At 38.0% G+C, this 22596-nt stretch carries 22 protein-coding genes; 15 read left to right on the plus strand and 7 right to left on the minus strand.

What is annotated here, in order from left to right; translation table 11 throughout:
* Positions 1-162 precede the first annotated feature (162 nt).
* On the minus strand, positions 163-1230 hold the full coding sequence (locus IC621_RS11375) for an NAD(P)/FAD-dependent oxidoreductase (RefSeq protein ID WP_191158431.1): 1068 nt from the start codon (positions 1228-1230) through the stop codon (positions 163-165).
* A 299-nt stretch (positions 1231-1529) separates the two neighbouring features.
* Here IC621_RS11375 and IC621_RS11380 point away from each other — a divergent pair, with 299 nt between their 5' ends.
* The 5 genes from IC621_RS11380 (at position 1530) to IC621_RS11400 (ending at position 6646) form a co-directional block, all read left to right on the plus strand.
* Positions 1530-1766: a YuzB family protein gene (locus IC621_RS11380; protein ID WP_191158432.1), complete on the plus strand. Its 237-nt coding sequence runs from the start codon at positions 1530-1532 to the stop codon at positions 1764-1766.
* 519 nt (positions 1767-2285) lie between these two features.
* Positions 2286-3503 (plus strand): NupC/NupG family nucleoside CNT transporter, encoded by a 1218-nt coding sequence (locus IC621_RS11385; protein ID WP_191158474.1) that lies wholly within the window; start codon positions 2286-2288, stop codon positions 3501-3503.
* A 336-nt stretch (positions 3504-3839) separates the two neighbouring features.
* Complete coding sequence (gene dapF, locus IC621_RS11390; RefSeq protein ID WP_191158433.1) at positions 3840-4703, plus strand: diaminopimelate epimerase; 864 nt, start codon at positions 3840-3842, stop codon at positions 4701-4703.
* Positions 4704-4868: 165 nt separating this feature from the next.
* Positions 4869-5231 (plus strand): HesB/IscA family protein, encoded by a 363-nt coding sequence (locus IC621_RS11395; protein ID WP_191158434.1) that lies wholly within the window; start codon positions 4869-4871, stop codon positions 5229-5231.
* Positions 5232-5548: 317 nt separating this feature from the next.
* Positions 5549-6646, plus strand: a complete 1098-nt coding sequence (locus tag IC621_RS11400) for a hypothetical protein (RefSeq protein WP_191158435.1) — start codon at positions 5549-5551, stop codon at positions 6644-6646.
* Between the two features lie 718 nt (positions 6647-7364).
* On the opposite strand, the gene yumC is transcribed toward IC621_RS11400, so the two are convergent.
* A complete protein-coding gene (yumC, locus tag IC621_RS11405; protein ID WP_191158436.1) occupies positions 7365-8363 on the minus strand; it encodes a ferredoxin--NADP reductase 2 in 999 nt (332 codons plus the stop codon).
* Between the two features lie 525 nt (positions 8364-8888).
* Between yumC and IC621_RS11410 the strand changes: the two genes are divergently transcribed.
* From IC621_RS11410 to IC621_RS11430, 5 genes are all read left to right on the plus strand, one after another.
* A complete protein-coding gene (locus IC621_RS11410; protein ID WP_224752474.1) occupies positions 8889-10103 on the plus strand; it encodes an NAD(P)/FAD-dependent oxidoreductase in 1215 nt (404 codons plus the stop codon).
* 406 nt (positions 10104-10509) lie between these two features.
* Positions 10510-10992 carry an NUDIX domain-containing protein gene (locus IC621_RS11415; RefSeq protein WP_191158438.1) on the plus strand — a complete coding sequence of 161 codons (483 nt, stop codon included), beginning with the start codon at positions 10510-10512 and terminating at the stop codon, positions 10990-10992.
* Positions 10993-11143: 151 nt separating this feature from the next.
* Positions 11144-11269, plus strand: coding sequence for a YuiA family protein (locus IC621_RS11420; protein ID WP_191158439.1), 126 nt, complete (start codon positions 11144-11146; stop codon positions 11267-11269).
* 76 nt (positions 11270-11345) lie between these two features.
* Positions 11346-11663 (plus strand): YuiB family protein, encoded by a 318-nt coding sequence (locus IC621_RS11425; protein ID WP_191158440.1) that lies wholly within the window; start codon positions 11346-11348, stop codon positions 11661-11663.
* A gap of 385 nt (positions 11664-12048) precedes the next feature.
* Positions 12049-12735 (plus strand): 3D domain-containing protein, encoded by a 687-nt coding sequence (locus IC621_RS11430; protein ID WP_318153032.1) that lies wholly within the window; start codon positions 12049-12051, stop codon positions 12733-12735.
* 165 nt (positions 12736-12900) lie between these two features.
* On the opposite strand, the gene IC621_RS11435 is transcribed toward IC621_RS11430, so the two are convergent.
* Positions 12901-13716, minus strand: coding sequence for a cobalamin-binding protein (locus IC621_RS11435; protein WP_191158441.1), 816 nt, complete (start codon positions 13714-13716; stop codon positions 12901-12903).
* 11 nt (positions 13717-13727) lie between these two features.
* Positions 13728-14207, minus strand: a complete 480-nt coding sequence (locus tag IC621_RS11440) for a divergent PAP2 family protein (RefSeq protein ID WP_191158442.1) — start codon at positions 14205-14207, stop codon at positions 13728-13730.
* Positions 14208-14323: 116 nt separating this feature from the next.
* Between IC621_RS11440 and IC621_RS11445 the strand changes: the two genes are divergently transcribed.
* Both IC621_RS11445 and IC621_RS11450 read left to right on the plus strand, forming a co-directional pair.
* Complete coding sequence (locus tag IC621_RS11445) at positions 14324-14695, plus strand: DUF309 domain-containing protein (protein ID WP_224752478.1); 372 nt, start codon at positions 14324-14326, stop codon at positions 14693-14695.
* 22 nt (positions 14696-14717) lie between these two features.
* A complete protein-coding gene (locus IC621_RS11450) occupies positions 14718-16226 on the plus strand; it encodes a leucyl aminopeptidase (RefSeq protein WP_191158444.1) in 1509 nt (502 codons plus the stop codon).
* A gap of 569 nt (positions 16227-16795) precedes the next feature.
* Here IC621_RS11450 and IC621_RS11455 read toward each other — a convergent pair.
* Both IC621_RS11455 and IC621_RS11460 read right to left on the minus strand, forming a co-directional pair.
* Complete coding sequence (locus IC621_RS11455; protein WP_191158445.1) at positions 16796-17458, minus strand: hypothetical protein; 663 nt, start codon at positions 17456-17458, stop codon at positions 16796-16798.
* 99 nt (positions 17459-17557) lie between these two features.
* Positions 17558-17689, minus strand: coding sequence for a paeninodin family lasso peptide (locus IC621_RS11460; protein ID WP_191158446.1), 132 nt, complete (start codon positions 17687-17689; stop codon positions 17558-17560).
* Positions 17690-18028: 339 nt separating this feature from the next.
* Between IC621_RS11460 and IC621_RS11465 the strand changes: the two genes are divergently transcribed.
* Both IC621_RS11465 and IC621_RS11470 read left to right on the plus strand, forming a co-directional pair.
* The gene (locus IC621_RS11465) at positions 18029-19390 is read left to right on the plus strand and encodes an aspartate kinase (protein ID WP_191158447.1); all 1362 of its coding nucleotides are present in this window, start codon (positions 18029-18031) and stop codon (positions 19388-19390) included.
* 493 nt (positions 19391-19883) lie between these two features.
* The gene (locus IC621_RS11470) at positions 19884-21215 is read left to right on the plus strand and encodes a Na+/H+ antiporter family protein (protein WP_191158448.1); all 1332 of its coding nucleotides are present in this window, start codon (positions 19884-19886) and stop codon (positions 21213-21215) included.
* 337 nt (positions 21216-21552) lie between these two features.
* On the opposite strand, the gene IC621_RS11475 is transcribed toward IC621_RS11470, so the two are convergent.
* Complete coding sequence (locus IC621_RS11475) at positions 21553-21705, minus strand: hypothetical protein (protein WP_191158449.1); 153 nt, start codon at positions 21703-21705, stop codon at positions 21553-21555.
* 248 nt (positions 21706-21953) lie between these two features.
* Between IC621_RS11475 and IC621_RS11480 the strand changes: the two genes are divergently transcribed.
* Entirely contained in the window at positions 21954-22496 is a 543-nt protein-coding gene (locus tag IC621_RS11480; RefSeq protein WP_191158450.1) for a DUF6241 domain-containing protein, read from the plus strand.
* Positions 22497-22596: the final 100 nt, after the last annotated feature.

A 22596-nucleotide genomic window follows, 5' to 3' on the forward strand; every position in this document is an offset into this window, starting at 1 on the left:
ATTGAGGTAGCGAGTTTTATTTATATGGGAATTTGAATCAATAAGCAAATATGTGACCCCGTGCCTTAAGAATACTAGAGAATCCTCAAAAATGACTAAAGGACGGTTTTCTCGAGAGGCTCGTCTTAACCTGGGCTTAGCCTCAGGGGGCTTTACTTTCTATCACCCATTATGATACTTATACATCCAAAGTACACCAGATTTGAGCAGTCTTGGTACTCTGCCAATTAGCGGACGGTCATTGACTAAACCGAATCCTGCTTTTTTTCCTAATGAGCCAAGAACTCCTTTTAATTTAAAAGGAGGAAATTTTTCTGGAACCGGTTCATTGTTCCATCTCTTCACAAGTACTTGGACGATTTGTTCTGCTTGAGCTTCTGCAAGTTGAGCACTAGGTGAATGAGGCAGGCTTGCACAATCTCCCACTACATAAACATGTTCATCACCTGGAAGGTTATGCTGGACGGTTAAATGAACGCGGCCTTGATAGTCTTTGTCTACTTCCATTTTACGGACTACTTTATTTGGCTGAATACCTGCTGTCCATACGATCGCATCTGCTTCAACCGGCTCACCGTTGTTGTAGACGATGTTTTGTTCGACCTTTGTGATGTTTGCTTCGTTAATGATTTCAATTCCGTGTTCTTCAAACCATGTTTGCACATAACGGCTTAATCTTTCGGGAAAAGCAGAAAGAATCATTTTTCCGCGGTCAAATAATTTTATTTTTAAATCTTTACGGCTTTCTCTCAGTTCACTTGCAAGTTCAACCCCGCTTAAGCCGGCACCGACAATCGCAACGGTTGCTCCAGCCGATAAATTGTTTAGAGCCTGATAGGTTACACGTGATTTATCGATGGTTTGGATACTTAATGTATTCTCCTCTGCTCCCGGGACATTATGGTATTTGTCTTCACAGCCTAATCCAATGATGAGGTCATCATAAGAAATAACTGCACCATCTTCAAGGTGTACAAGCTTCTTTTCCCTATCAATATGAAAAACTGAACCATACCTCGTTTTTAAGCGATCATGCTCTGGCAAAGACACCCGTACATGATGATCTGAAATCGTTCCCGCAGCTAATGCATAATATTCTGTTTTCAAGCAGTGGTACGGATTTTTATCCACTAACGTGATTTCAACGTCGTCAGGTAATTGATTCGGCAACAGACGAAGCAGTACACGCATATTTCCATAACCCGCTCCAAGAATCACTAAATTTTTCATTTATAGATTCTCCTTTTTCCTCTAGAAGTCAAATTAAAAAGTTTAATAACCTACTAAAACCTTTTCAAAATTCCAACTAAAATTATATCTAATTTGAAAAAGAATCACAATAACCCCTGGAAAAATACTATTTATTTCTTCAAGTTAGTGAATTAGTATGACATATTTCGATATACGAAATAAAGAGAAACTTTCTTAAGTGTGAGTTTTGTTAGTATTTTAAAAAGTATATATCCCAATAATTGACGGAATGTGGGAAAAAAGGTAGAGTAGAGATGCTGGTAGAGAGGTGAGAAGATTTGAAGCCAATCATAGAATTTTGTGTAAGCAATTTAGCAAATGGATCTCAAGCAGCTATGGAAAAATTAGAAAAAGACCCAAATTTAGATATCGTTGAATACGGCTGCTTAGGCTATTGTGGTAAATGCTTTGAATCGCTGTATGCATTAGTCAATGGTGAGGTTGTCGCTGGAGAAACTCCAGACGAGCTCGTTCAGCATATATATGATTATTTAGAAGAAAATCCAATGTTTTAAAAAACGAGCAAATTTTGCTCGTTTTTTTTAAGGAAAGAAAGTTTTTTAAACCGGAAGGACCGGCTTGTACTTATGTTACGTGTATCCATTTTAAGGATTCTACTAAGTTGCAATTTCCGTTATTTTCCTCAACCAACATCCACTGCTCTAGTATTTTTTCACTATAATCCTTCGTCAAAACCAGCGAATAGTTGTTTGAAACTGTAAAAGTAGGGTTATTGAATAGAGAAAGAAGTTTTGTTGAAAAATAATCGTATGATTAAACAGTTTTGTCAATCTAAATAATTATGTCGAAATAAGGTGGACAGCATTATCGTATATTGTTATCTTGTATAAGTCATCTTTTTATCAAGCTGCGCCTTTTCTTCAACATTTGTTTGATTTCATCCTTCAAGGCACTATGCGAACCGGGAAGAAAACAGCGATCTTTCATCCTTAATCCTAATTAGAAGGAAAGGCATGGTCTTGATTACTGCTATATACATTAATATGAAACTTTAGGACGAGGTGGAAAAATTGATAAATATTTTATGGGGATTGCTTGGGGTTGCTGCAATTTTTGCCATCGCTTTTCTATTATCTGAGAAGAAGGGTTCTATAAAGCCCAGAACGATTTTTGGTGGCTTTGCAATCCAATTGCTGTTTGCGTTTATCGTTTTAGAATGGAGCTTAGGGAGAAAGGTTTTTTTATGGTTTTCTGAAACGGTTTCAAACCTGGTGGGATATGCCAACGAAGGAGTAACCTTCTTGTTTGGATCATTAGGAGATCCTACTCAGGCAACAGGTCCAATCTTTGCATTCACTGTTCTAACCATTATTATTTTCTTTTCTTCATTAATCTCGGTACTATATTACCTAGGAATCATGCAAATTATTATTCGTTTCATCGGAGGCGGCCTATCAAAGCTGCTTGGTACTAGTAAACCAGAATCACTTTCAGCAGCTGCGAACATATTTGTTGGACAAACAGAGGCCCCTCTTGTTATTCGGCCGTTTATCCCTAATATGACGAAATCTGAATTATTTGCTGTTATGACAGGCGGGCTGGCATCTGTTGCCGGTTCAGTGCTGTTCGGATATGCTGCATTAGGTGTTCCGTTACAATATCTGTTGGCTGCAAGTTTTATGGCAGCTCCATCTGGGCTTATAATGGCCAAAATGTTTATACCAGAAACGGAAAAACCAGTTACAGAGGAAAATATAAAGATGGAAAGTGATGATGAAGCAGCAAATGTTATTGATGCAGCGGCACGAGGAGCTTCAACTGGTCTTCATCTAGCTTTAAATGTTGGAGCCATGTTACTAGCATTTATTGCCCTAATCGCCTTGTTAAATGGTATTTTGGGAGGAATCGGAGGGCTTTTCGGTGCTGAAAACCTTACTCTAGAATATATTCTAGGTTTTGCATTTGCTCCTCTAGCCTTTGTTATTGGTGTTCCTTGGGAAGAAGCTATTAAAGCAGGAAGCTTTATTGGACAAAAACTAGTCTTAAATGAATTCGTTGCCTATTCAAATTTTGCAGGTCAAATGGAAACCTTATCAAATAAAACGGTAGCAATTATTAGTTTTGCTTTATGTGGATTTGCAAATCTTTCCTCCGTTGCTATCCTTTTAGGCGGACTTGGGGGTATGGCGCCCACTCGCCGTCAAGATATTGCCAAATTAGGTATTCGTGCTATTACAGCAGGTACATTGGCAAACCTTTTAAGTGCAGCTATTGCAGGAATGTTCCTGTAAAAAAACGCTACGTCTTTCTAGAGGTGAGAGGTCGGAGGTGGGAGTGGAAGAAATCAGTGAAAGAGCTGATTTCTTTTTCTAAGAACCATATACTTATTAGTGCTTTAAGAAGCTTAAACATTCTGATCTTAAAAAGAAAGGTGTTTTCACATGCTGGCAAAACAAAGGTTATCTCTTGAGGTGAAAAAGAAAGAGCGGAAAAGAAAAAATAAAAACTCCTCGGATTGTAACAATCACGAGGAGTTTTTATTGTATATAACAACGGGGGATATTTTTTATTGTGCTCACATTTCCAACAATTTATACTAATAAAAACGAAAAAATTTGGAGGACCTTATGAAATCGTTTCAATTTACAAAAATGCATGGGCTAGGGAATAACTATATATATGTCAACATGTTCAAGGAGAATATTGATGAAAAAGATTTTTCACAAATAGCAATCGATGTTGCTAATGTTCATACAGGTATCGGGTCTGATGGACTCATCTTAATATGTCCTTCAGATGTGGCCCCTGTTAAGATGAGAATATTTAATAATGATGGATCAGAAGGGAAAAATTGTGGTAATGGTTTAAGGTGTGTAGCAAAATATGCGTACGAGCATAAAATAGTAGATCGAATAGAATTTCCGATTGAAACTCTATCAGGCATTGTTCATGCAAAAATTTGTGAAGAGAATGATAAAGTCAAACAAGTAACGGTAGATATGGGCATCCCAGCCCTTACTAAAAAGGAAATTCCTATGTCAGGCAACCATGAAAGCTATACGATTAATGAAATAATGACCTTTGACTCTAAAGAGTATGCAGTAACAGCTGTTTCAATGGGGAATCCTCATCTCATTTTTTATGTAGACAGCATAAAAAATGCACCAGTCACAACTTTAGGACCTATTGTGGAAAAGGATGAACGCTTCCCTGAAAGTGTAAATGTAGAGTTTGTGGAAGTTGCAGGAGAGGATGAGCTTCATTTTCGGGTATGGGAAAGAGGATCAGGTGTTACTCAAGCATGCGGGACAGGTGCTTGTGCCGCAGTAGTGGCATCTGTATTAAATGAATATACAAAAAAGGGCAGGGATACAATCGTTCATTTAGCAGGGGGAGACTTAGTTATTAACTGGACGGAAGAAGGCAATGTTTTAATGACAGGTCCTGCTGAAGTAATTTGTGATGGGACATATTACTATGATTATCAGTAAACACCTTTTTATAAAGGGGCTACAGTAATTTTCGAAGTATTAACTTGTTTCATTCGCAACAAATGATATGAAAACAGAATAAGAAAAATCAGAATTGTTGAGTAAGAGCCAGAGGAAGAGTATACTAATAGTAGGGCCATTAAGAATAATAAAGGAGGTCTATCTATGTCTAATCTTGTAAACATTACAGAAGCTGCAGCTTTTCAAATAAAAGATATGATGAAGGAACATGAGGAAGAAAGTGCGTATTTGCGAGTTGGTGTAAAAGGCGGAGGATGCAGCGGACTTTCATACGGTATGGGCTTTGAGCATGAAAAAAGTGAAGAAGATACGGAACTGGAGCTTCACGGCATTAAAGTACTTGTTGATAAAGAAAGTGCTGCTATTATAAACGGAACTGTCATTGATTTTAAACAATCGATGATGGGCGGCGGCTTTACCATCGATAACCCTAACGCCATTGCTTCATGTGGATGCGGCTCATCATTCAGAACGGCTACAAATGAAGGAACACCTGAGGAATGCTAGTATTTTAATGATTGAGTGACAGTGGAATTTTTGAGTCTGAAAATGCATAACTACACTCTAAAAGAGTTATGCCAAGGTTGGAACCACATACCTTCTCAGTAGTTAAAAACCATAACTACACGAGGAGGTTTTTTTATGGCTTTAAAAAGAGAGTGAACGTTAACTGTAAATCTCGTGCTGGTGCGAATATACAGGACAACATAGAACTTTCATAAGAGTCGGATCGCATGATCGATTTAGGAAAAAGGACGCTAGACAAGAGTCCTGCATATATTAAAAAGGGTGTATGCCACGTATAAATCGAGGAGGAGAATGATGTGATGTATTATCATGCCCCATATGCCTATCCTTATATGCAGAGATTAAACTCAATGGATGAAATGCAGGATGGCCTTTATAATTGGGTAAAAATAAAATTTACAAACAATACTGAAAAAGAGGGGTTTGTCTATTACTTAGACCATAACTCAGGTTCAGTATATTTTCTAAGCTATCCTGAATTAGCGACTGCACAGGCTAATATAAAAGATATTTCGAGTAAAGAAATACTAAGTGAACCACCTTCAGAGCAAGATGAAGAGCAATCAGCCCAACAACAAGATGATGGTCAGGAGCAAACAGAGGAAACACAAGGTGCTTCACAACAACAAGCAGACTCCCAGCAGCAAGAAGGAGAGTCGGATTCTCCAGAATTTCCCTTGGAGCAATTTCAACAAATGTTTGGGCAATTTGGTCAGCAAAATAGCGGAACTCAAAATGAGGATGACCTATTGGAAGGCATCCTGCCTGAAGGGCAAAACGGTATTGACGAAATGGGCACAATGATGCCAGGCAGCCAGAACGGAGGCGGCCAAATGGGAGGAATGATGCCAGGCAGCCAGAACGGAGGCGGCCAAATGGGAGGAATGATGCCAGGCAGCCAGAACGGAGGCGGCCAAATGGGAGGAATGATGCCAGGCAGCCAGAACGGAGGCACTCAAATGGGAGGAATGATGCCAGGCAGCCAGAACGGAGGCGGCCAAATGGGTGGAATGATGCCAGGCAGCCAGAACGGAGGCGGCCAAATGGGTGGAATGATGCCAGGCAGCCAGAACGGAGGCGGCCAAATGGGAGGAATGATGCCAGGCAGCCAGAGCGGAGGCGGCCAAATGGGTGGAATGATGCCAGGCAGCCAGAACGGAGGCGGCCAAATGGGTGGAATGATGCCAGGCAGCCAGAACGGAGGCGGCCAAATGGGAGGAATGATGCCAGGAGGTCAGAACGGAAGCAGCCAGATGGAAGGGTTGATGCCAGGAGGTATGTTTGGCCAAATGCCTAGGGAGTACAAATACCATCCACCAGCTAAGCGATTTAGACCACAGTCTTATGATCCGCAAATTATGGAATCCGGGGTTTATTCACCATTTCATTACTAGGAGAAGAAAGTTCATATTTTTGGAATATTAACAAATAAAGTAATATGACGCCCACAGGATGTAGGGCACACTTTCTCACGGAAGTGGCTCTTTTAGTCTGAGTACCTTTTTCCCGAACACCTGTGGGCAAGTAATCCCTCATCTATCTTCTTAGCTTCAAATAAAGCCAGCGCCATAAGGTTTTAATGTCCTTTCAGGGTGTGGTGATATTTAACAATTTAGATAGTGATTATCGATGTCCAGACCGATAGCACATCACGGGTAAATTCTAGGGTGATGTAAATAGCACTTTTCCTTGAAAACTCTAAGGACAATTTTCTAATTAGAAAGCCCTTTGAATATATTTTTTCAAGGGGTGGTGGCATGAAGGTGAATAAAACAAAACAACGGTTTTTATGGCAGGAACCTGATTCAATGTGAAGACTGTGGAAGTTTTATGCCCTACAGGCAAGCTAATTTGGTTATGTATGCTTCTGGAGGGCGTATTGTAGTATGTGATTATTGCGGACCAGCTTATGCGTATGACCGAGTATTTTATTAACTTAATATAAAAGCAATTATAGAAAATGTTTTCAAATCCACTAAAAAAAGCCATGCACCTTTGAACAACACCTTATCTTGACGTTCAAATTAACAGCAAAATACCAGATGATATTAAAAACGGCAGATATTGTGTTAAAGGAGCCTGGCTCGTTACTTTTTGGTTAACGCTGTATCATTACTTTTGTTCAAATAGACTTGTACTATGAAGAGGCTGAACTCTTGCTTTAGGGTCCATGTAAGCTTTTGCATTATTAACGGCAGTCGGAGATTCGCCAAACCCGCTCGCGATAAGCTTTACTTTTCCGTCGTAAGTACAGATGTCCCCTGCGGCATATATGCCTTCAACATTGGTTTCCATTTTGGAGTTCACGATAATAGAATTTTTTTCAATTTCAAGTCCCCAGTTTTTGATTGGACCAAGTGAAGAAATGAATCCAAAGTTTACAATCACATCGTCTACTTCAATTACCTCTTTCCGATCACCTTTAACTTCTTCCAGTACAACCTGTTCGATACGCTCTTCACCGACTAATTCGATTGGTACGAAAGGTGTTAATACTTCCACTTTAGAATTGTGAAGATTTTCTACGCTATGTTCATGCGCACGGAACTTATCACGTCTATGAACAATGGTTACCTTTTCTGCAATTGGCTCAAGCATTAATGCCCAATCTACTGCTGAGTCTCCACCGCCGCATAACACCACACGTTTGCCGGCAAATTTATTTAAGTCATCTACAAAGTAATGAAGGTTGCTGCTTTCATATTTTTCCGCAGCTTCAAGTTCAAGCTTTCTTGGTTTAAAAGCACCGTTACCTGCTGTAACAATGATGGTTTTGGAATAATGCACTTCATTATTTGTTGTCAACTTAAATATGCCGTCTGCCTGTTTTTCGACATTTTCAACTGCTTGGTCTAGAGCGACACTATTTTCAAATTGGGACATTTGTTCTTTTAAGTTATCGACGAGTTCTTGAGCTCGAATTTTAGGGAAGCCGGCAACATCGTATATGTATTTTTCGGGATATAATGCTGTTAGTTGTCCTCCTAACTGAGGTAAGCTCTCTATAATTTTAACTGAAGCCTGGCGCATTCCCCCGTAAAATGCCGTAAATAAGCCAACAGGTCCTCCTCCAATAATTGTTATGTCATATACTTTTTCATCTTCTCTCACGTCTAAACTCCTCCAATTGATGATAGTTCTTAACTGCATTTTATCATATATTGAATGATTGGTGTTTGTGTAGGATTCACAAGAAGTAATCGCTCTCATTCCTACTAGTTAATCATATGAAAATTCCCTCGTAAATAAAAGTGGATTGGCTAATTTTAATCTCAAGTTTCTGATAATATATGTCTAAGGAAGATCCTTCATTTGCCTATAGATCAGCTTTTTCTATTGGAAAAACATTATATCAAATATCCTTCTTTATTTTTTAAATTTTCTCAACCTTTCATTTCGGCAAAAATATGCTTGAAAAAACATTTTGAAATCGCTAATATTAATTATAGACATATTATTGTTAGATTTTTATGAATTTCTATTTACAATTTGTTAGATTTTCTACGCAGAAGTAAGTGAAGTATTTCACAAACTTTTCTAAAGAAAATCAAAAATAAAATGTTGAAAAGTAGGGATGATAAGAAAAGATATTATTCATCCTTTACAACAAAATTAGAAAAGGTGGATGTGATTAGGTTGAGAAAGCCAAGAGTCGTAGTTTTAGGAGCAGGTTATGGTGGTTTAATTACTGTTACACGCCTGCAAAAATTAATAGGTGTAAACGAAGCAGACATTACATTAGTGAATAAAAACGATTATCACTATGAAACAACATGGCTGCATGAAGCTTCAGCTGGTACTTTACATCATGATAAATGCCGGTATGAGATTAAAGATATTATTGATAATAGCCGCGTAAACTTTGTAAAGGATACAGTGGTTGAAATAAAAAAGGATGAAAAGAAAATTGTCCTTGCACAAGGAGAACTTGAATATGATTACTTAGTAATCTCATTAGGTTCAAATCCTGAAACATTCGGTATCAAAGGATTAAAAGAATATGCATTCGGCATTACAAATATTAATTCCTCCCGCCAATTACGTGAGCATTTGGAATACCAATTTGCAACTTATAATACTGAAGAACATAAACAAGAAGACCGATTAGTAATTGTTGTTGGAGGTGCTGGATTTACAGGTATTGAATTCCTTGGTGAATTAGCAAACCGTGTTCCAGAACTATGCCGTGAATACGATATTGACCATAAAAAAGTTCGGATTATTTGTGTGGAAGCAGCCCCGAATGCATTGCCTGGATTTGATCCTGAGTTAGTAGAGTACGCAGTTAACCACTTACAGCGCAAGGGCGTGGAATTTAAAATTGGTACTGCAATTAAAGAATGTACAGAAGATGGAATCGTCGTTGCAAAAGATGATCAAATGGAAGAAATTAAAGCGGGTACTGTAGTCTGGGCTGCCGGAGTCCGCGGTAACAGCATTGTAGAAGAAGCAGGCTTTGAAAACATGCGCGGCCGTGTGAAAGTAAAACCAGATCTTCGCGTTGAAGGGCATGATGAGGTCTTTATTATTGGTGACTGTGCACTAATCATCAATGAAGAAATTAACCGCCCGTTCCCTCCTACAGCCCAAATCGCAATGCAGCAAGGGGAAACTTGTGCTAAAAACCTTGCCGTCCTTGTCCGCGGCCAAGGAGAAATGGAAGAATTTAAACCTGATATTAAAGGGACTGTTGCTTCACTTGGTGAAAGTGATGCAGTAGGTGTTGTTTTCGGCAAGAAAGTAGTCGGAACAAAAGCTTCTTTTATGAAGAAAATGATCGATAACCGTGCATTATTCATGGTAGGCGGACCTTCGCTAGTCTTGAAAAAAGGGAAATTTAAGTTCTTCTAAAAAGTATAAAAAGATGATAATTCCTGCTACGGAGTAATAAAAGGCATATAATCAAGTCAATTGTAATTTATAAAAAAAGGCAAAAGTCACTCGGCTTTTGTCTTTTTTTATAAAGGGAGTTTCTAACAAACATTGTTTCTGGAAGGAATAACGGATATACGTTTCACATTGCTGAGAGCGAGACTTCAAGAAATAGCTGGTTCGCCCTTTGGGATGGCTTGTCAAGTAACCTTAAAAATTGGGCTTGCGCTGGAGCTAGTGGTTCCAGTAACAATCTCCATCACTTAGACAGCTAAGGTATCTCCCCAGGAGAGATTAGAAGGAATCGGTGAGACATCGATTGCCTTTATCGAAAGGACTGTTGCATGTTAATTGGTATAATTTCTTAACGGAAGGATGATTAGAGTTGACAACAAAAAGAGGAAATGTATGGCTTGCCGTTTCTGGAATCGTTGAGAACGATAAGGGGGAATGGCTCGTTGTGAAAAAGACATACGGAGGGTTAAAAGGAAATTGGTCCTTTCCAGCGGGTTTTGTAAAAGCAGGTGAGACCGTTGATCAAGCAATTAAAAGAGAAATACAAGAGGAAACCGGTATACAAACAGAAATTTGCGGGCTAATTGGGGTGCGCTCAGGGGTTATTGGAAAAGAAATCAGTGATAATATGCTGATCTTCCGCTTACATGCAAAAAGCTCTGAAATTTCTCCTCAAGAAAAAGAAGTATCTGATGTAAAATTTAAATCACGAGAGGAATTGGCAATTGATCAGGCTTCATCTCTACTCGTAGTGTATTTTGCAGAGACGGGATTTCAATCTTCTTTAAATTTATATGATACCTTTAATCCTGGAAAGCATTTTGGATACGAGTCATATCACCTGTTTTTTTAATTTTCACAAAAGTAAGAAAATAAGAGAATAAAGAAGATAGGGATTGATGTATTCGCTTACACGAGAAAATTCGTTAGAAAACCTCCCTTTATTCTTGACAAAAAGCTTGATATATTAGCTAGAACTTAGTTAATTGAAGGGGAGAATATTTATGACGACTTCTACGAAAATAGAGAAGAAAGAATGTCCGTATTGTTCCGGAAAAGGTTATTTTCAACTATTATTAGGCGGATCTGAAACTTGTGATAATTGCCATGGTACTGGCAAGAAGTCATAATTTGTTCACAGGCCTCATATTGACTTGTTCCCAGCACCTCCAGTACACTATTATTGGTAACACTGGAGGTGCTTGAATGTTTTTGCCTGTCGTTCTTTTATCCATGCTTTTATTCTTAGTTTTATTTTTTGGAATCGGTTTCTTGCTTAATATGCTTTTAAGAATGTCTTGGATTATGGCGATTATTTATCCGATTGTTTGTTTTTTTATAATAAATACTCTTCCATTAGCTGAATATATTCATGAGCCTGGTTCATCATTTGCTGCATTTGGCGAAAGGCTTGTGTCGCTTGCTTTGGCTGATATTTTGATTTTAACAAGCGGCTTGGTTGGTGCGATTATTTCAGGGATTGTCATAAGAATGCTGCGAGTAAGAGGATATCAAATGTTTTAGAACCTTTTTCTTTAAATGGAGAAGGTTCTTTTTTCTTTTAAAATCAGCATGTATAAGTCAATAAAGCGCTATAGGGGAAATATTTTAAAAAAGAAATCAGCTCCTTCGCTGATTTCATCCACTCCGATCTCCGACCTCTCACTTCCATTAAGACTTGAAGAGATTTCTTAAAGCTATTAGAATTTGCCCTAGCAAATAAGAACGATTGAGTATAAAAAACCTCTTAACCCACGATTTATGCAAACTCCCATAAAAGCCGATTCTATAGTTTTACCCTCAAATTCCCTGTTATCCCTCTTATGTTAAAATTTGGATATCCTTCAATTTGAATAATGTTTTTTATTTTTGGAAACGAATAGTGTGTGGGAGGAGTGAAAGGAAAAAAATGAAAATGATAGGGTCTTGGTCTATACGTTTACTAATGACTGCATTATTTTGTTTAGCGTTAGTGACAACCTTTGAAACAATCTCAGGGGTCAAAGCAGGGGAGTTAGTCAATTTTCCCGCAGATCATAAAGACGGAGAAGGACATTCTTTTAAATTATTCGGCCTTTCTTTTAAAATGTTACAAAAACAACCTGTATCCAAAAACTTTATCTCTTCAAGTGAGGAGGCAGTTAATCAAAATCTTTCGTTGGAAGAAGAATTCGAAAGGAATAACTACCCGAAAAAATCTGTCGTTGCTACTGGTTATACGGCAGGCTACGAATCGACAGGTAAGAATCCAAACCACCCAGAGTATGGAATAACCTATTCAGGAGTCAAAGTAAAAAGAGATACATTTTCAACAATCGCTGCTGATTTAAGTGTGTTTCCGATTGGAACAGTCCTTTTCATACCAGGTTACGGTTATGGGGTGGTGGCCGATAAAGGTGCTGCGATCAAAGGGGCCAAATTGGATTTGTATTATGAAACGGTGAATGATGTATATGACCATTGGGGTAAAAAACAATTAGAGGTTTATATTGTAAAAGAAGGAAATGGATCATTAACTGAACAGGAATTAAAAATGATGAATGAGGAAAAGACGATGCAGGTCGTTCGGCAGCCATTTCAAAAAAAGAAAAGCTAGTTTTATGCCAGGGATCACCACAGGAATGATACATAGAGAAGCCTGGCATTTTTGATCATTTCTTTATTACTATGTTTGAATTGTTTTCAACTACAAATCCGTATAAATTGTAAGACATGAGCTCCATTCGAAGATACCTAGCATTTTAATTTAATTGATTCTTACTTATCTAAAATGATCTAAAGGTTCTCTTCCATCGTGAGCAGGGAAGACGTTTGGATTCAAGAGCGGAGCAAGCTTTTTTAATCCTAACAGCAGTCTGGGAGAAGGCCTGCAGAATAGTGCTTCCTCAAGTAAATGAATGTTGCCTTCTTGTACAGCATGAAGGGTGTCAGCTTGCTCTCTTTTTAAAACATGCTCTTTTTTCATACGTTTTTCTTCAACTCCGACCCAACACATACAAATGTGGTCTGGGTTGCGGGTAAGAACCTCATCCCAATCAGTTTGAACACTTGCTTGCTCTTCATGATGAAAAACATTTTTTGCCCCAGCTAATTCCGCAATTTCAGTTAACCAATTTTTCTTTCCTGGTGTAAATATCGGTTTTGGCCACCATTCGAAATAAACAGACTTAGGCTGATTAATTTTCTGGGCGAATCCTCGGTATGTAGAAATAAATTGATGAAAAGAATGAGCGGCCTTTTTTGCGTACTCAGTTTGGCCTGTTAGTTCTCCGACCTTAACTAAGTCTTCAGCTATTTCATTTAAAGACTGAGGATTCAGCACAACATGAGGGATTTTACGTTTTTCTAATTCTAAAATGTTTTTTTCCATGCCTGGCACACTTAATGAAGCTAATACAAGATCAGGTTTCATTTCTTCAACTAAATCCATATTAATTGAAAGGTCTGGACCTAGACGAGGCAGAGAATGAACTTCATTAGGCCAATCAGAATAATCATCAACAGCAACTATGTGTTTTGTTAAATTTAAATAGCCTAGTAATTCTGTATTGCTTGGGCAGATTGAGATAATCCTCATTGATATCCTCCTTAAGCTATCAAGAAATAATACAGGGTAAGGGCAACCGCGATCCCTGTTAATCCTCCAAAAAAGACTTCGATCGGCTGGTGCCCGAGAAGCTCTTTTAATTTTTTTTGTTTTTCTTTTTCTTCAGCCTTTGGCCACCCTTTTGCCTCTTCAACGAAAATACTGAAATCTGCAACCAGTTTGTTAATAACAGTTGCTTGTTCTCCTGCATGGCGTCTAACTCCTGTTGCATCAAACATGGTAATGATCGCAAAAACTGCTGACAACGCGAAAATAGAAGATTCAATTCCTTGTTCTAGTGCAATTGCAGTTGAAAGGGAGGTAACGGCTGCAGAATGGGAGCTTGGCATTCCGCCGGTACTAGTAAGCAGCGACCAATCAATCTTTCTAGAAACAGCAAACTGAATGGGAACCTTGACAAACTGTGCGAAAAAAATTGCTGCTAATGATGCGAGCAATGGGAAATTAAATAGTAGTTCCATGCTGAAACAATCCTTTCTTTCTATGCTGCCTTCCTATATAAATACTTTCTAAAAAGTACTAAAATTAGTTTTGCTTTGATAAAATAAACTTGAAGAGGGGTGTTGCCTGAGTGACTATGTATCCTCTTAGTTACTATCATTTTTTTATTTCTTTTAACGAAGGTGATTATTACACTTGCCATGACTTATTAGAAGATCTCTGGATGACTGACAAGGAAAGCCTGTTTCTTAAAGGTCTCTTGCAAATGTGTGTAGCGATCTACCATTATGAATATGGTAATGTAAAAGGCGCTAGAGCTATGATGAAAGCAGGCCTCGAATACATACAATCATATCGCCCCAAATATTGGGGATTAGACCTGGAAAAGGTAAATTCGTTTATGAGCGAATGTTTACTTATTATACCACAGGATCTTGATCAAGTTCCTTATGAAAAAAAAGACGAATTACCAAGCCTTCCCTCCCTCGCTTTATACTTAGAAGACTAAATAAATGACAGGAGGCTCAACAATGTTTAAGGTTAGCAGACATTTATCTTGGGATGATCACGAAACTGTCGTTATCGGGTTATTTCAAAAAAATAATCAGCTCGAAGGTATCGCTTCAGAGCTTGATGAAATAATGAATGGAGAGATCACTTCACTTATCAAAGAAGGAGATCTTTCACCTAAGAAAAAAAGCATTACCAAAATACATACATTAGGAAAACTGAAAACAAAAAGAATTTATTTTGTTGGATTAGGTAAGGAATCCGATTATCAATTTGAAATTGCCAGGGACACGTTTGGCAAGCTGTTTAAAACAATTCATACAACAAAAATAGAATCAATAACAATACTATTAGATACATTTACCACGGAAAAGGTAGATTCAAACGAGTCAGGACATGCTTTAGCAGAAGCATTTGCTTTATCTACATATAAAATACAAGATTACAAGCACCGATCTAATGAACCGGAACGAGAGATCAGGGAAATTACCGTTATTAGTGAAGGGGATTATGAGGAAGTTAAAGCAAGCCTGGCAGTTGGATTTTCATATGGCTGCGGCACAAATACGGCCCGTACTCTTGTGAACATGCCAGGAAATATTCTAACAGCAACTGAACTCGCAAACCAAGCGCTTGGCCTTGCAGAAAAATATGGATTTGAGAGTGAAATTCTTGAAAAAGAGGATATGGAAAAACTCGGAATGGGTGCTTTGCTTGCGGTTAACAAGGGGTCAGTGGAACCTCCTAAAATGATTGTGCTTAAATATCAAGGCAGGGAAGAATGGAATAATGTCATTGGACTTGTCGGAAAAGGGATTACGTTTGATACTGGAGGCTATTCAATTAAGCCTAAAAACGGTATTGTTGGTATGAAAACAGATATGGGCGGAGCCGCGGCAGTTCTAGGAGCAATGCAAATAATCGGGGAAACAAGACCTGATCAAAATGTAATCGCCGTAATCCCTTCAACTGACAATATGATCAGCGGTAACGCTATGAAACCTGATGATGTCATTATTTCACTTAGCGGTAAAACAATTGAGGTGTTGAACACTGACGCGGAAGGGCGTTTGGCTTTAGCTGATGCCGTTACCTATGCTAAGCATCATGGTGCAAATGTACTTGTAGATGTAGCGACATTAACAGGCGGCGTCATCGTTGCTCTTGGAACTGAAATGACTGGTGCTATGACAAATAACGAAGCTCTATTTGAACAGGTTTTAGAAGCATCGAATGAATGCGGAGAACCCGTGTGGCGATTGCCAATAACTGAAAAAGATAAGGAACGAGTTCGAAACAGCAAAATGGCCGATTTAAATAATTCGCCGGGACGAGAGGGTCACGCGATAATGGCGGGTGCTTTTATTGGTGAGTTTACAGAAGGCACCCCATGGGTTCACCTAGATATTGCAGGTACAGCGACAGCATCCAAAGCCTCTCACTTAGGACCATCTGGTGCTACAGGAGTCATGACACGTACATTAGCTGCATTTGTAGAAACCTTCGAAGTGGATAAACAAAAAATGTAAGCGCCTCGAACAGCGTAAAGCAAGCCTAAGACGAGCCTCGCAAAATGACGGCATCTGCCTTTTTGCGAGGTTTTGCTAATGAGATCAGGCCGTGTTAATTATTTAATGAAATAACAGTATAGATAGGTTTCGCGCTTTATTCCAAGTTGGGAACAGGTATTTCCGCTTATTTGAGCGGAAACCAAAACGAAAACTCAAGTCAAATAGGGAGATATCTCCATTTTTATGTAAGCAAACAATTGGACACTTATGTTTGCAGATCCGATTCATGCCCGCTGGGACTCAGTTAGTGTTATCTTCGAAAATCACACATTTATCTTCGAAATTTCAATTATATCTTCGGAAATGACTGATTTATCTTCGGAATTTTTATATTATCGATTATTCGACGAAATCCGACATCACCCTTTATTGAAAAGCAGCAAGATTATGAGTCGATTCTTTTCCAAACAATTTCAAGTCGGTTTTAGTTTATCTTCTAAAAGAAATCAAGGTCAATTGACAACTCTTCGGTTTATCCGGCCAAATCAAGTGTTAATTCTAATTCATCGGCAAATCAAGTGTTAATTCTAATTCTTCAGCTTATCCGGCCAAGTTCTGCACCTATTCAACAAATGCTTAAGGAACTGGCTGGCGGTCATTTTTCTCAGAAGAGCTGGCCCTTCGCTATTATATGTACCACCTAGTAATTCTCTGACCTTTTCTTCATTTTGCATGATGTTTTCGACGTCAAAAACAATTGGTATGAGAGCAGTTGTCGGACCTTCTAAAGCTTTTCCTTTTTGGATAATACCTATCCCAAAAGAGATCCGAAGCATTCTGAAAAACTTTTTTTCTATAAGAGCCAAATAGTATTTGGGTTTATTCTTTTTAGCATGATCATAAAATATTGCCATAAAACTTTGAAAATGACCTTTACGTTGATATTCTTGATGGATACAAAGTTTATCGATCTCCCATATTCGATGTTGATTGCTTCTTATCTCCTCATACTGAATAAAGTTGCATCTTCCTTCTACTGTACTATTAGGGTTTTTAGGATTATAAGGAATAAACTCAATGGTTCCAATCACCTTGTTTTGTTTTTTTTCATGGACATATGGCAATAGAAGATTGTAGCGAATTCCATTTTTGGAATACGGGTCATTGTACCATCCATATTTCTGACAGAAATATTCCCAAGTATGTTCAAAAACTTTTTGCTGCTTAGAAGATTTAACTTGTTCATACATGGTTTATAACCACCTCAAATTCCCTATTAATCTTTTGAAAAGAGATTAATAATAAAGCCCTTAAATGATTAAAGGGCTTTATTTAAAAAAATATCAAAATTAGCTCTCGAATTCTCCTCCAGGCTCACCTGGATTTTCAGGATCTTTAGGAGGTTTGTCATGCCACCAGCCTTTCATCGTCATACTAATATCAAGTATTTCTAATAAAGGTTGTTTCCATTCTTTTTTCATAGGTTCACCACCTTTCTTAAGTCAGATGTTCTTAATAAAGAACAATAAAATCCTTTATTTGAGAAAATAAGCATATTTTTCGTTACTTTATAACGAACATAGGTAAATAGTAGCATCCTTGGTTTGAGTTGTCAATTAACAAAATTAGTTTTCTAGAAATGGATCGAAAAAAATCAAAAGCTAATAAAATCGTTATAAAATTTCGTATCAATATATTTTTTGTCCCCTGTATAAAAACAAATGTCCGCGTAAGAAAGAAAAAGCTTGATCTCTTAATTAAAAAGAGTAATAATAAAGATTAAAATCTGTTGGAAATTTTACTTTATCGAGGAGGTAACCATGAAAGTAGTTAAGTTTGGCGGAACTTCGGTATCATCAGGAAAGCAAATTGAGAAGGTATTTAACATCGTGATGTCAGATCAGGACCGAAAAATTGTTGTCGTATCGGCACCTGGTAAACGTTTCGCCGATGATATAAAAGTAACAGATTTACTGATTGAGTGCGGCGAAAAATACTTGCAAAATCAAGAAGCGGAAGATTTAGTTGATGCTGTCATTAGTAGATATGCAAGCATCGCTAATGAATTGAATCTACCTAATTCCATTATTGAAACAATTTATAAGGATGTATTGTCCAGGCTTAATGGTGATAAAAGCAAGCCTATTCATTATATGGATGCAATTAAAGCAAGCGGGGAAGACAATCATGCAAAGCTAATTGCAGCTTATTTCAGGCATCAGGGAATTGAAGCTTCATATGTAAACCCAAAAGAAGCGGGACTTATAGTGAACGGTTCGTCAGGGAATGCCCGAGTATTACCTGAGTCCTATGACCGTCTTTATTCATTAAGGGAGAAACCTGGAATCGTCATTTTTCCTGGATTTTTTGGTTACAACAATGAAGGGGAGATTATTACTTTTTCACGCAGCGGATCTGATATAACCGGCTCTATTTTAGCAAATGGTATAAAAGCTGACCTTTATGAAAATTTTACAGACGTAGATGCAGTTTATTCAGTTAATCCAAATCTTGTAAAAAAACCAAAAGAAATTCGCGAATTAACCTATCGCGAAATGCGGGAACTATCCTATGCAGGCTTCTCGGTGTTCCATGATGAAGCACTTATTCCAGCTTTTCAGGCAGGTATCCCGGTTAATATTAAAAATACTAATAATCCTTCAGCAAAAGGGACTAGAATTGTAAATCAACGCGAACATAGAAATGGTCCTGTTATTGGAATCGCAAGTGATCATGATTTTTGCAGCATTTATGTGAACAAATACTTGATGAATAGAGAAATTGGATTCGGGCGTAAATTATTATTTATTTTGGAGGAGTTTGGCTTATCTTATGAACACAGTCCTTCCGGTATTGACGATCTTTCGATTATCCTAAGACAAAGCCAAATGGATGCCGAAACAGAAAAAAGGATTATTAAACGAATCTACGAAGAACTTGGGCCTGATGAAGTAAAAGTGGAACATAACTTGTCACTAATCATGATTGTTGGAGAGGGTATGCGCCATAATATTGGAACAGCTGCACGAGCTTCAAATGCCCTTGCAGAAGCTGGTATTAATATTGAAATGATCAACCAAGGATCTTCAGAAGTCAGCATGATGTTTGGGGTAAAACAAGCACAGGAAAACCGTGCTGTTCAAGCATTGTATGAAGAATTTTTTGCAGGGGTATTGGTATAAAAATTAAAGGTTTAATGACCCCGATGGAAAACAGAGAAGTAATCGGACAAGACTCAAAATAACAAAGCGAATAGAGTGCGAAATCAGAGAGGATTTCACACTCTATTTTTTTATTGAATTAACAAGAATATCTATTTTATATAAAACCGCATTGAATTGAATTCAAATCATATAAATGGTAAATTTCCTTCAATTAAGTTAGTTAGTTGAATAACTAATATAATGACATGATTTGATAACAAAGAGTTCATGAAACTGCATTAAAAAAAGATTATGACCCGGTGATATTTTTAAGAGATGGAGTAAGGTATTGAATCATATATACAATTTATGATGGTGTCATTATGAGGACAGAACTAAATCTCTTTATAATCATCGATCACCTGCAGTGTTTCCATTGACAGACATTTTATTGTATGCTAGCTTTACTATGCTGCTAATTTATCTCTCTAATACATTAGTATAATAAAGTGAAATGCTGGAGGTTTACATCATGAATGCAGTCATCATTGCCGTATTAGTTATGCTTGTCTTAAGTTTACTGCGTGTGAATGTTGTGTTTGCTCTTGTAGCTGCTTCATTAGTTGGTGGCTTGACGGGCGGACTAGATTTGAAAACAACGATTGAATTATTTACAGAAGGTTTAGGAGGAAATGCAACAGTAGCATTAAGTTATGCACTACTAGGTGGGTTTGCTGTTGCTCTGACAAAAACAGGATTGCCAGACGCGTTAGTTGAAGCGGCTGTTAAAATTGCTGGGAAAAAGGGAGATAGCAGAAAAAAGGCTTTATCTAAGGTTTTAATTATTTGGATTATCTTAATCATTTCTATTTTTTCACAAAATGTGGTACCAGTTCATATTGCTTTTATCCCAATTTTAATCCCGCCATTATTAAAGGTTTTGAATGAACTTGAGGTAGACAGACGTTTAATTGCATCAGTTATGACATTTGGGCTGACAGCTCCATATATTTTACTCCCTGTCGGCTTTGGTGCGATTTTCCACGAAATCCTGCAAACAAATATGGCAGACAGCGGACTTACGGTTAGCTTAAAGGATATTCCTCCTGCCATGATTATTCCTGCTATTGGAATGGTGGCCGGCCTTTTAATAGCCATATTTTTTTCTTACAGGAAGGCTAGAAAATATCATAATAAAGAGATAAGCGGCCAGAAAACAGAGAGTTTTACAGCTGCCAGCATTGGTATTGCCGTGCTGTCAATAGCAGTTTCCTTAAGTGTTCAATTATATTTATCCCAGTCGTTAGAAGTAGAAGGAATGATTTTTGGCGCACTTGCCGGGATCATCATTCTTTATGTAACAGGTGCTGTGAAGCGGCAGGAAGCAGATGGATTGCTTACAGACGGAATGAGGATGATGGCTTTTATCGGCTTTGTTATGCTTGCTGCCTCTGGATTCGCGACAGTTCTCAGGGAAACAGGCCATGTAGAAACACTTGTGCAAACCTCTGCTAACCTAATCGCAGGAAATCAGTCGTTTGCTGCTTTAGCAATGCTGGTTGTAGGATTGCTTATAACAATGGGAATTGGTTCTTCTTTTTCTACTATTCCGATTATTGCTACCATATTTGTTCCTTTATGTTTAGAACTGGGCTTCAGTCCAATGGCTACTATTGCTATTGTGGGAACAGCAGCTGCACTTGGAGATGCAGGCTCTCCTGCATCAGACAGTACACTTGGCCCCACTTCAGGGTTAAATGCAGATGGAAATCATAATCACATATGGGATACCTGTGTACCAACTTTCATACACTATAATATTCCATTAATTGTATTCGGATGGATTGCTGCTATGATTCTATAAAGATGAACGAACAAAGAAAGGTGCTGCCTCATTAATGTGGATCAGCACCTCTTGCTTTTAAAAGATTATCAGGTTCGGCGCCCCCATCCTGTGGGCCTCAAGCTAACCATCAGTAAAACCCGACTGAAGGAAGTTTCACTTTACCCCACATCTAAGGGGCAGTAAGTAAGAACTAACTGCCCCTAAGAGTCCGATTGGTTCAACTAACCATCAGTAAAACCCAACTGAAGGAAGTTTCACTTTACCCCACATCTAAGGGGCAGTAAGTAAGAACTAACTGCCCCTAAGAGTCCGATTGGTTCAACTAACCATCAGTAAAACCCAACTGAAGGAAGTTTCACTTTATATTTAATCGCTCCAGTAACTCCTCATCATCCATTTGCAGGATAAAGTCTCTTTTAAGTTCAGGGTGATTGTTCAAGATGCAGTTTTCATAGGATTCTCTTTCTAGTTCACTTAAAAAATACCGTTTTGTTTTAATATATTCCACTTTATTTCACCTCTGGTTATAGAAAACTAGTATAAATATGTCCAACCCGAAACAATTTTATACATGGCCGGCTTTTTTAGATTTTAGCTCGCAGTTTCATTCTTTTCTTGTGCTAAAAATCCAACACTTGTAAAATAATAGTTGATTTTGTCGCGATATGCAAGGAATCTCTTGTAATAATAGGTTGTACTGTTTGAATTTAACATTGTAAAATAGAAACAGCAAACATAATAGGGGGTCCACTTCAATTGAATTGGATAAAATCTAATAAAATACTATCAATAGGAATCTTTGCAACACTTATTTGTTTATCCGTTATTGGATATGTCTTCTTTGACATGATCAGCGGTAAACCAGAACCTGTTAACGCATCACAGAAGGCTTCTTCAAAGCAGTCAGTCGAACAAGTATCTGTACCCCAGGCAGATGGAAATGCTGGTACAAATGCCTTTGGGGAAACTAAAAATAAGGTGTCTGAGCAGGATGTCATGGATTATATACATGCGATGTCTCACCAAAAAGTAGAAGCAGAGCAAAAATGGGACCATTATTATATCACCGAGGACCGAATTCAATTTTTAATTGCAGAAGTGGAATCAGGTAATTTTGAAAATGAAGACCTCTATCTAGATATATTAACAAGGTGGTCAGAGGGTGACTTTTCTAAAGCCGATAATGACCATAATGCTGTTTGGAAACTGCTTGGGGGCACTGTTGGGAAGGCGACTGGAATTATGTCTGAAGAAGAGGAAAAACAATATCTGGAGGACTATGAACATAAATTTAAATAAGAATAAAAAGGTTGTTTGCTTTCGGAACAGCCTTTTTTCATTTTAGCAAATATAGATGATTATGTTTTGAATGAATGGTGTGAAAGGATGGCCTATTTAC

This window comes from Metabacillus arenae, from assembly GCF_014773385.1.
Classification (GTDB): Bacteria; Bacillota; Bacilli; order Bacillales; family Bacillaceae; genus Metabacillus_D; species Metabacillus_D arenae.